At 35.9% G+C, this 9,404-nt stretch carries 9 protein-coding genes; all 9 read right to left on the reverse strand.

Going from position 1 to position 9,404, the window contains the following annotated elements; all coding sequences use genetic code 11:
• Positions 1-299: 299 nt before the first annotated feature.
• Positions 300-1,043, reverse strand: coding sequence for an isoprenyl transferase (locus FVQ77_16535; protein MBW8051908.1), 744 nt, complete (start codon positions 1,041-1,043; stop codon positions 300-302).
• A gap of 31 nt (positions 1,044-1,074) precedes the next feature.
• Complete coding sequence (locus FVQ77_16540) at positions 1,075-1,758, reverse strand: hypothetical protein (GenBank protein ID MBW8051909.1); 684 nt, start codon at positions 1,756-1,758, stop codon at positions 1,075-1,077.
• A 94-nt stretch (positions 1,759-1,852) separates the two neighbouring features.
• On the reverse strand, positions 1,853-2,830 hold the full coding sequence (locus tag FVQ77_16545; GenBank protein ID MBW8051910.1) for a hypothetical protein: 978 nt from the start codon (positions 2,828-2,830) through the stop codon (positions 1,853-1,855).
• A 195-nt stretch (positions 2,831-3,025) separates the two neighbouring features.
• Entirely contained in the window at positions 3,026-3,901 is an 876-nt protein-coding gene (locus FVQ77_16550; GenBank protein MBW8051911.1) for an NAD kinase, read from the reverse strand.
• Positions 3,902-4,158: 257 nt separating this feature from the next.
• A complete protein-coding gene (locus FVQ77_16555; GenBank protein MBW8051912.1) occupies positions 4,159-4,824 on the reverse strand; it encodes a CBS domain-containing protein in 666 nt (221 codons plus the stop codon).
• Between the two features lie 3 nt (positions 4,825-4,827).
• The gene (locus tag FVQ77_16560) at positions 4,828-5,583 is read right to left on the reverse strand and encodes an alpha/beta hydrolase (protein MBW8051913.1); all 756 of its coding nucleotides are present in this window, start codon (positions 5,581-5,583) and stop codon (positions 4,828-4,830) included.
• Between the two features lie 92 nt (positions 5,584-5,675).
• Positions 5,676-6,251: an aminodeoxychorismate/anthranilate synthase component II gene (locus FVQ77_16565; GenBank protein MBW8051914.1), complete on the reverse strand. Its 576-nt coding sequence runs from the start codon at positions 6,249-6,251 to the stop codon at positions 5,676-5,678.
• A gap of 49 nt (positions 6,252-6,300) precedes the next feature.
• Positions 6,301-7,776 (reverse strand): hypothetical protein, encoded by a 1,476-nt coding sequence (locus FVQ77_16570; GenBank protein ID MBW8051915.1) that lies wholly within the window; start codon positions 7,774-7,776, stop codon positions 6,301-6,303.
• A gap of 223 nt (positions 7,777-7,999) precedes the next feature.
• A complete protein-coding gene (locus tag FVQ77_16575; GenBank protein MBW8051916.1) occupies positions 8,000-9,277 on the reverse strand; it encodes a DUF2851 family protein in 1,278 nt (425 codons plus the stop codon).
• Between the last annotated feature and the right edge of the window lie 127 nt (positions 9,278-9,404).

Genomic DNA, 9,404 nt, shown 5'->3' on the forward strand with positions numbered 1-9,404 from the left:
TATGGCTTTAGTTTAAACTAACGTTGCAAAATGCATAATTTTTCAAAATCACATTGAATACCTTTAAGTCGGCAGTCTCCAGTCGGCAGTCAGCAGTCCATCCCGAGTACTCGGGAGCAGTCCACAGTCGGCAGTCGGCAGTCCATCCCAAGTACTCGGGAGCAGTCGGCAATTGTTTTTTGCCGACTGGGGACTGTAGATTGCCGACTGCTGACTGCCGACTGCCGATTTTATCAATTTCGTGTACATTTACAGAGCTAAGATACAGTTTAACACGCTATATTAAACTAAAGCCTAAATTAACTATTTAATTGCTCACTTATTTTTCCAAACCGTCTTTCCCTTTTCTGATAAGAAATAATTGCTTTATAAAGTTCCTCTTTTGTAAAATCGGGCCATAGCAGCTCTGTAAAATACAGTTCAGCATAAGCAATTTGCCACAAAAGGAAATTGCTGATCCTGAGTTCTCCGCTTGTTCTTATGAGAAGTTCCGGATCAGGGATGTCTTTGGTATTCAGATAGGAGGCAAATAAGGATTCATTCAGGTCTTTTGTATCAATTAGTCCCTTCTTTGCCTGGTTTACTATCTTCTTTACAGCCTCTACAATTTCCCACCTGCCACTATAGCTCACTGCTACGATCAGGGTCATCCTATCACAATTCCTGGTTATATCAGTCGCTTCCTGAAGCTTCTTCTTACAATTTGAAGGCAAACTATTGATATCTCCTATCGTCAAAAGCCTGATCTTATTTTCTGTCAGCTTCTTTATTTCTTTATTAATAGTGGAAACAAGCAATTCCATTAAGGCATTGATTTCATTGCTTGGCCTGAACCAGTTTTCAGTAGAAAAAGCATATAGCGTTAAATATTTTATACCCAGTTCAGCAGCTCCTTCAACTGTTTCCATTACAGATTTTACCGCACTTTTATGACCAAAAATGCGCGTTGCTCCCTTTTTTTTTGCCCAGCGTCCGTTTCCGTCCATGATAACGGCTATATGCCGGGGAAGATTGTCTTTATCTATTTCTTCTTTTATATCCATTGATACTAATAAAATGCTAATATACGTATAATTAGTATATTGGCATCGGGTTCAAATGATCCGGACAATCCACCTTATAAATCGTGTAAGAAATTGACAGGCCTGTATAAAAATACCAATCCTGGTTAAAGGGATTACTTTTTTGTATGCCATTGTTAATATCCTCCCCGCTCAAATTATCTAAACGATCAGTATAGGTTTTTCTAGCTCCAAATTCAAATCCCCAGTTCCAGTTTTTATTATAAATAGATTTCAGGCCTACACCAAAAGGGATAGAGGGTTGATAAAGGTTAAAATCAGTAAAGAAAGCAAACCCGGCAAAAAAGTAAGGCGTCCACTTGTCTATGGCCATGGTTTTTGGATCGCGAAATGGAAAAAAATTGTATTCCCACTGTGCTGAAAGCTCTAATATCTGGCTGCTAAAAGATTCATTTCTTAAAGACGGAAAAGGTCTTTTTTTTGAATCACGGGCATATATATTGCCATATAAAAGGCTATATTTAAAAGTGATGGTAGGATTGATGTTTGCCCTGTAAAAAATAGTTGCCCCCGGGCGGTAAAATAGTAAATTAAACCCTGAGGATAATTCACCTTTATAATTCATCGCTCCTACACCGCCGCCAATCTCACTTCTTTGAGCAATAACTGAGTGATGGGATGAGACAATATTAAGAAATATAATAAAAAAGGAAAGATTTTTTGCAATATTTTTCAAAGTATTGGTGTGTTTGTGTGTCCACGTGAACACCACAACAGACGATTGATTTAATGGTATAATTCTCAAAGAAAGTTAATAGAGATATGTTTTTCTAACGGAATTTGGGGCAGATTATTTGACCTTTTAGAATATAAGTGAGGTGAAAACCGGTTATGATATACCAATCTTTTCTTCCCCGGTCTTCAGGAGTACCGTCTTTTTTTATTCTGAGATCGCCTCTTTGGTCACCAGCACGGCCGTAACCATTTACATAGTACCATTCTCCATTTTCCCAATCCCAAATTAATTGAGTACCAGTACAACTAATACATGCACCATTTTTATCAATAATATAATGTAAAGTAGGCTTTCCATCTTCATCCAAATAAATGGTTTGTGCAGTTGGATCATCGGTAGATGCAATATATTCACCACTGTTGCCAATCTCAAGGCTTCTATCAGCTAATTGTGCAGCTTTTATACCTTTTTCATCAATTAATGTTTGCCTGTCGTAGTAAAACCCGCCCACATCATCAATATAATCCGTAAAGGTTGCGCGCCATCCAATTTCAAATGCTATGTCCAGTTGCCGATCCAACTTATACCTGAACCCTACACCAAAAGGTATGGCCGGTTGTATCAAAGAATAGGGTTTGGGTGGTTTTCTTCCATTTATAGCAGGTAAGCCCTGCCCTTCAGTTCTTAAAGGTTTTAGAGCAACCCATTTTCCATTAAATTTTGCTTTGGGGTTATGAAAAAACATAGCAAAGCCGATAAAAGCATAAGGTGAATAATCGGGTCTTTTTTTAAAGGTGCCCCGGTTTTCAAACAAGTCAAAGATAGCATCTAATTTAAATTCCAGCATATCATTTCTGAAAGACAAATTCCTGTTCCATCTGAATTTATCATTGCCTGAAGGTTTAGATCCTTTTCTGTCTTCCCCCATTACTCTGCCTGCAGCCAGGTTTGCTCTGAGTGATATCCTGGGCTGCATTCTCCATACGATACAGCCGCTCAGATTATAGCGGGTAAATCTAAGATTGGGGCTTAAAAAGCTCTGCCCGGGGTCCAGATCACCTACATAATTCATAGCGTTCAAACTGCCACCGACACTTGTATATTTTTTCCGTTTTGTAAACTTTTGAGCCTGAACATCAGTGATAATAAATATTAATGCAAGAAGTATTGCTACGCTTGTAAAAATTTTTCTCATTAGAAACCGCAAAGATAAAAATAAATGCCTAAAATGCCTAAAATTTTAGTTCTTATTAATTTCAGGGATTTCTTAATTTCTTATATCCAATCCCCAATTTAATTTATTCCTTAACGTATTTAAGAAATTTTCGTTACCCACCTTTACTAATTTTGCCTTGAAATCTTCTTTTTTTACCGCCAATTTAATTGATGCATCAACTGTTTTAGACCTTGAATCTAAAGAAACTAAAAAATTTTTACTTCTGCCTTCAATTTCAAATGAGATCACACTGCTATCTGATACAACCATTGGCCTTACATTCAAATTATGGGGGCTAACGGGAGAAATAGTGAAGTTACTCGTATGGGGAAATACTATAGGACCACCGCAACTCAATGAATAGCCGGTTGAACCTGTAGGAGTGGACACGATTAGTCCATCTGCCCAATAGGAGTTCAGATAATCACCATCGAGATAGGTATGCACCACGATCATTGAAGAAGTATCACTTTTCAGGATAGCAAACTCATTGAGTCCAAAATTAAGTCCTTCAAAAATATTTTCTTCTGACTCCAGCCGGATCAATGTTCTTTCATCAACATTGTAGTCTCCATCAAATATTGATTTGATAGCTGTTGTTGCAATTTCACATGGCGTAATAGCCAAAAAACCCAATCTTCCGGAATTGATTCCCAGAATAGGGAATTCCTTTCTACCTATATGAGTAACTGTTTCTAATAAAGTTCCATCCCCGCCTATGCTAAAGACAAAATCAGCTTCAAAAATATCATTTATACCAGTATAGGTATCAATTTGGCCTTTAAGGGTTATTTTTTTATCTAAAAAAGCCTTAAATGCCCTTGAGATCTGAATTTCTGCATCTCGTGCAAATAATTCATCAAAGATTTTTTGTATATCAGAAGTGACGTTATCTTTAAAAAGCCTGCCATTTACAGCTATTTTCATAACGCAAATATATCACCTAAAAATCTAAATTAAAAAAAACAACTTAAATTGTAATCATTATTAACATCATGCATCAAATTATCAGTTACTGGATGCTGGTTACTGGGTGCTGGTTGACCCTATTATTATTAATTTTTGCAACATATTGCTCTTTATTCACAATAGGACGTACTTTTCCTCTTTTTAATTTAGATTTTTAGGTATCAATAATTCCGGTTTATTCCCGAGTACTCGGGAATAAACCGGAATTATTTTACTTACATACTCAAATATTTCAGCAAAAGATCTAACCGCTCCTTGTCATCACTCACTAATTCAGTTTCCTGAAATTTAGCAATAATGTTATAATTAAACCTTTCAAAAGTGGCGATGATCGGTGACAGGTCCACTTTGTTGAGTTTGAGCGTGAGTTTAAGCTTTGAGATATCCAATTCATCGGTTGAAATATAGGAGCTCAAAATTTTTGCATCATTTGATTCAACCAACCTGCTTATTTCAGATAAGCTGTAGTCAATCTCCTTCAATGAAAGCACTATGATACCCCCGGGGCTCTGAATAGCGCTCATCCCTGCAAATGCTGATACAGTATCCTTTACAGTAATAACGCCTAAAAACTTATTAAATTCATCCAAAACAGCAATGATCGGAATTTTATTATCAATGGCTATTTTGATCACATCGTAAAAATGCTGGTATTGTTGTACATAGATGTCTTGATATTCAAAACGAAATGTTGATATTGGTACGTCAGTTTTACTGGATTGAAGGATAGTTTCTTCAGAGACCAAACCCAAATACTGCTGGTTTTCAATCACAGGTAAATGATCAATTCTGAACTCTTCCATCCAATTAAGCACTTTCTGCACAGTATCGCTCAATTTTAAGGGTGGGATCATTTGGTTTATTAGTTCTTCTGCTATCATACTTTAATTCTCTTCAAGAAATTTATTAAGTATTACATTAAACTTATCCGGATGCTCCATCATAGGCACATGGCAGCACTTATCAAGAAAGTGCAATTTAGAATTTTTTAATAAACGATTAAATTCATGAGCAACAAATGGAGGGGTAATGGTATCATTAAGTCCCCAAACCAATAACGCAGGCACATTAATCTTTATTATTTGCTTTGCCATATTATGCCGCTGTGCAGATCTTGCTATTGCAATAACCCGTAAACACTTAGGGATACTTGTTATAATTTCATACACCTCATCAACCAGCTCTTTTGTAGCTATCTCCGGAAGATAAAATGTATATTCTACGCGGTCTTTTATGTATTCATAACTCCCCCTTTTTGGATAAGAACCTCCCATAGAATTTTCAAAAAGCCCCGAACTTCCTGTAAGTAAGAGCCTTTTTACTTTTTCGGGATTGTTGAGTGTATAAATGAGCGCAAGATGGCCTCCCAGTGAATTCCCTAATAAAGTAAGATCATGGAGCGATACTTCATTTACAAAATCTTCTATAAATGTCACCAAACCTTCCAGCCCTGTATCCTTGACAGGTAACTCATAAATAGGCAAGATAGGAATAATAACTCTATAATTTTTAGAAAAATAGCTGATCACAGTCTCCCAGTTACTTAATGCTCCAAATAATCCATGAAGGAGAAGTAAAATTTTACCTTTACCTTCATCTACATATTTAAAACCGTTTTCTTTTATTATAGTATGTGCCATTTTTCTTTGTATCGGAATTTCAATGTTTAACCACGAATTACACGAATTACACAAATTAAATTAGTGTAATTCGTGTAATTAGTGGTTTCATTTTACGAAATTATGTTATTAAAAGTAACCCAATTCTTCAACATTTGCAAACCAAATTCAGTAAGCACAGCTTCGGGGTGAAACTGCAAGCCCCATATTGGCAAGGTAACATGATTTATAGCCATGAGATCACCATCAGTTGTATGCGCTATTGCTTGTAATACAGGTGGTATATTTTTTAATTCCAAAGAATGATATCTTACAACATTAAATCTTTTAGGTAAACCGTTAAAGATAATATCATTCTGCGCAGTGGTTACAATTTCTGATATTTTCCCATGCATAGGTAACTTACTTTTAACAAGTTCCGCGCCAAAATACTGCCCAATTGCCTGATATCCTAAACAAATGCCCAATATCGGCAGCTTTTTGTGATAATGATCAATGACCTTCATAATTACCCCATGCTTGACCGGAACTCCAGGTCCGGGAGATAGTACGATAGCTTTATAGCCTGGTTTAATTATTTGGACTAAATCAGCATCATTATTCAACACCTTACAAGCCACACCCAATTGATTAAAGTAATCAGCTATAATATAGGTAAATGAATCAAAGTTGTTTAATAATAAAATCAATTTATAAAATGATAAACACAAATTTAGAATAAAAAAAACTATTCCACAATTATTTATTAAATCTAATTATCCATTTAAAAGGAACATTCATTAATACAAGATAAACAAAGAAAGGATAAAACCCAACTCTATACCTCAGCAATGTCCCAAAATTAGGGCAGGCAAATGCCAAAAAAACAGCTAATACTATAGTGTATAGTAAAAAGCATATTTCCAGCAACCCAAATTCCTTGAGCATAGCACATGGCCCCGCCAGTTGGCGGGGCATAACGAAAAACGCCTTCGCTACCCCCTGACCCCGAGTACTCGGGGGAACTCGCACCCTCACTATCTGCTTTGCGCTTTGCTCCATCATACCCCTTTTAACGAAATAATACATTGCTAAAATAGCTAACAACAACACCAACAGGTTTTCAAGCCCGGCAATGAACTGTAAAAAACTCCGTGCTTCCCATATACCCGGTCTAAAAAGCGCACTAAATAATGCTTTTGGACTATTCATTAAAAAACTCTTTAGAGTTGGTTGTAAATTTTCAAAAGCAATGCAATTATCAGCATTTGACTTCTCAAGTATTTTATGGAAGCTGTCAACGGTTATATCCAGTATCCTTGTAAAATTAAGATTCCAGTGGATTTGTGTGGCAAGTGTTGATAATAAAATAACGAAAATACAATAAACCAGCATTTTATATACAAATTTCTCCTTTAAATATCTAACCTTTTTACTTACAAGTTCAGTAATGAGGTAAGATAGAAATAAGGGCATTAATACAGCCAGGTAATAATATTTCAATTTCCATATTAACCAAATACACAACAATGAAACAATAATGCGCATGGCCCCGCCAGCTGGCGGGGCATAGCGAAAAACGCCTTCGCTACCCCCTGACCCCCTACTCCCTCCTTGTATTTGTGCAATTGAATTAAGGCCAAAACCTAAAAATAAGCCGATACTACCCATAGCTATACTTTCTTTCAGGATACCTGAGGACCAGAATACAATGGATGGAAAAAATAAAAACGCAATAGCCGAAGCGGTAGAAAAATTGGGGTTGATCCTGGATAAGGTATTTGCCAAATACCACATGCCAATAAAGCTAAATAATGAAAAATAAAGGCTGTTGACCCAATAATTCCGGAAAGTGAAAAAATCTAAAATACTTATGATCTTTACCATAAGAAAGACTCTTGGCTGGTTCCATGAAGTAAATTGGTTTCTTATTATTTCATTAGGAAAATCTCCAAATACGACAATGTGAAAGTAAGATACTACATCATCGAAGGCATGTAAATTTAATTTTACTGCATCATAATGATATAACAGCGTATCACCGTAGCCGTAATAGTAAAAGTACAGCAGCCCTACACCTGCACCTGCCAATAATTTAAAACCTAATCCATAATAAAAGAATTTTGAAAGAGGGTACGACTTGAATATATTGTTGAGCTTTACCGCAATATAAATAATGAGCGGGATGTGGATAAGGTAGGATAGGTTATTTAAATGGAAGATGGAAGATTCCATATAGAGGATATTAGATATTGGATTTTGGATATTGTCTACTGGTTACTGGCTTCTGGTTACTGGTTACTGGTTACTTGTTACTGCTTACTGCTTTCTACTTACTACTTACTGCATACTGCATACTGCTTACTGCTTACTGCTTATTGCCTACTGCTTACTGCCTACTGCTTACTGCTTACTGCTTACTGCCTACTGCTTACTGCTTACTGCCTACTGCTACTGCCTACTGCTTCATAATAGCAACTCCTATATTACAGCTCAAACATTTTTTCGGTTTACAAAAATTGTTGTATAACTCAATACCTGCTTGTGTATCAAAAGCGCTTTTCATAGGTAAGCTAACATCTTGCCAATAATTAATGATATGATTTTTCTCTGCAGGCAATGATTCTAAAAACTTAACAGCTCTTTCAATATATACATCCTTGTCTTTTTCTTTAGCATAGCATACCAATAGTGGAGCTATAGTATTGATTATCAGGTTTTCAGCGCTCATTTTCCCAAATCCCGGGATTTTGCTCTTATGAGTAGCTTCCTTGTCAAATAAGTAATGCATTTGCCAGTAATCAGACTGCTTAATTTCAAACAGTTTATAGAGCTGTACTACATCAGTTGTATTAATGATCTTAGAAAAAATGTTGGGGGTATTATAGATCATACAAGCAAACTGTGCTATACGGATAGTGGGAAAGTTAGCAGGCCGTAACCTTAAAAATTTCCATTCTGATTTTGACAATTTGTGCAACGAATACTTCTGACTCAGGAAACTATATTCCCTGTTGAGCAATTTGGGATAATCATCTTTGAGACTTTCATCTAACAGGCCTGACTGCCCGAAAAGCAAGGCTTCAATTTGTAATAGATTATCACGATGCTTTTGCAGGGTCTTTAATGGTAAACCCCTGCATAATCTAAAAAATGAGTCGCTGTTTTTATTGAAACCAAAGTTTTTAGAAATAATCTGATAAGTGGTTTCTTCCCAGTCGTAATTGTTTCTTATCAAGATATCCCTGATCTGCATAGCCTTTTCTTCTAACCGCTGCATCAATGCTTTATCAAGCATTGAAAGTTTTATCAACCGGTTAACCTTTGCAAAATGCCAGGTGCAAGGTATCTTTTCTTTACTTTTGTCAAGTGAGATATATCGATTGAACAGTTTTTCAGAAATTCTGTTACTTAAAACGATAGTAGGTAAAAAATTATCGTCAACCCTTTTAACAGGTCTGTCATCTTCCCATACCACATGCAATATCACATTATCGTATGCATTGTCATTTTGATGTTTATGGTTGATCCAGTCAGAAGATCTAACGTGTATCTCAACATTCCCGAACCATTCAATTTCACCGATCTTTATTCTTGCATTCTGAAAATCCGGGCCCGCATCTGTATTTAAGATGCCGGGACTCAGCACGTGCACCACTTCCCCCTGACCAGTTCTAATGTCTTTTTTATTGAAATATTGAAATTGCCAGATAAAGTGTAAGAATGATTCTTTCATTTATACTAAGTATATAATGCTAATATACGAATGAATACTAATTATACTAATATATCGTTTCACTAAAATAATAACAAATAAAAAATAATTACTATCCTCAATTATTCATAAAATCCCAATTTCAAAA

The sequence above is a fragment of the Cytophagales bacterium genome, from assembly GCA_019456305.1.
GTDB lineage: Bacteria > Bacteroidota > Bacteroidia > Cytophagales > VRUD01 > VRUD01.

Coding starts and splice junctions, on each gene's coding strand:
- FVQ77_16535 (MBW8051908.1), bottom strand. CDS start 1,043: ATGGATATAAAAGAAGAAATAGATAAAGACAATCTTCCCCGGCATATA.
- FVQ77_16560 (MBW8051913.1), bottom strand. CDS start 5,583: ATGGCACATACTATAATAAAAGAAAACGGTTTTAAATATGTAGATGAA.
- FVQ77_16575 (MBW8051916.1), bottom strand. CDS start 9,277: ATGAAAGAATCATTCTTACACTTTATCTGGCAATTTCAATATTTCAAT.
- FVQ77_16550 (MBW8051911.1), bottom strand. CDS start 3,901: ATGAAAATAGCTGTAAATGGCAGGCTTTTTAAAGATAACGTCACTTCT.
- FVQ77_16545 (MBW8051910.1), bottom strand. CDS start 2,830: ATGAATTATGTAGGTGATCTGGACCCCGGGCAGAGCTTTTTAAGCCCC.
- FVQ77_16555 (MBW8051912.1), bottom strand. CDS start 4,824: ATGATAGCAGAAGAACTAATAAACCAAATGATCCCACCCTTAAAATTG.
- FVQ77_16570 (MBW8051915.1), bottom strand. CDS start 7,776: ATGGAATCTTCCATCTTCCATTTAAATAACCTATCCTACCTTATCCAC.